Origin of the sequence: Bowmanella yangjiangensis, assembly GCF_017255015.1 — a bacterium.
In the GTDB taxonomy this organism is placed as follows: Bacteria; Pseudomonadota; Gammaproteobacteria; order Enterobacterales; family Alteromonadaceae; genus Bowmanella; species Bowmanella yangjiangensis.
In genome coordinates this window covers 1-642 of record NZ_JAFKCS010000440.1, presented here as the reverse complement: position 1 = coordinate 642, position 642 = coordinate 1, and the positions used below count along the sequence as shown (strand labels likewise).

The window sequence follows — 642 nt, the reverse complement described above, 5'->3', positions numbered from 1 at the left end:
ACATCGACCACTTCAAGGCGATCAACGACGCCTACGGGCACGACATGGGCGACCAGGTGCTCAAGGCCGTGAGCCGCGTGCTCAAGGACTCGATGCGCGAGCAGGACTTCATCGGTCGCTGGGGAGGCGAGGAATTTCTCGCGCTGCTGCCGCACACCGACCTGGACCAGGCAGCGGCCAGCGCCGAGCGCATTCGCGAGGCCGTCCAAGCGCTGCGGATCGACGGCAACGGCAGCCACATCGGCGTGACCCTGTCGATCGGCATCAGCCAGCACCACGCCGGGCAATCGCTCAGCCACAGCATCGCCCGCGCGGACGCCGCGCTCTACGAAGGCAAGTCGGCCGGACGCAACCGGGTCGAACGGGCGCCCTCCTGAGTCCGCGAGCGGCGCCCCCGGGCAGCGAGCTGCACGCTTCATCGCCCGCGACTTGACCCTGGCCAGCCGGCAGCAAATACTGTTCATCCATACAGCATTCTTGGTGCATTACCCGCATGTCATCCGTGGTCGCTCTCGATCGCCTGCTCGATGCCCGCCGTGTCTGGCGTGGGCAGGTCGTCTCCGCCCCGTCACCATCCAATCCGTCGACGGGTCATGCCGTGCTGGATGCCGCACTCCCGGGTGGCGGCTGGCCGGCTGCGGC

The 642-nt window shown here is 68.1% G+C and carries 1 protein-coding gene; it reads left to right on the top strand.

All coding sequences use genetic code 11. The features are described 5' to 3' along the window. On the top strand, nt 1-377 hold a 377-nt coding region (locus J0A65_RS25030; RefSeq protein WP_206596935.1), incomplete at its 5' end, for a GGDEF domain-containing protein. Between the last annotated feature and the right edge of the window lie 265 nt (nt 378-642).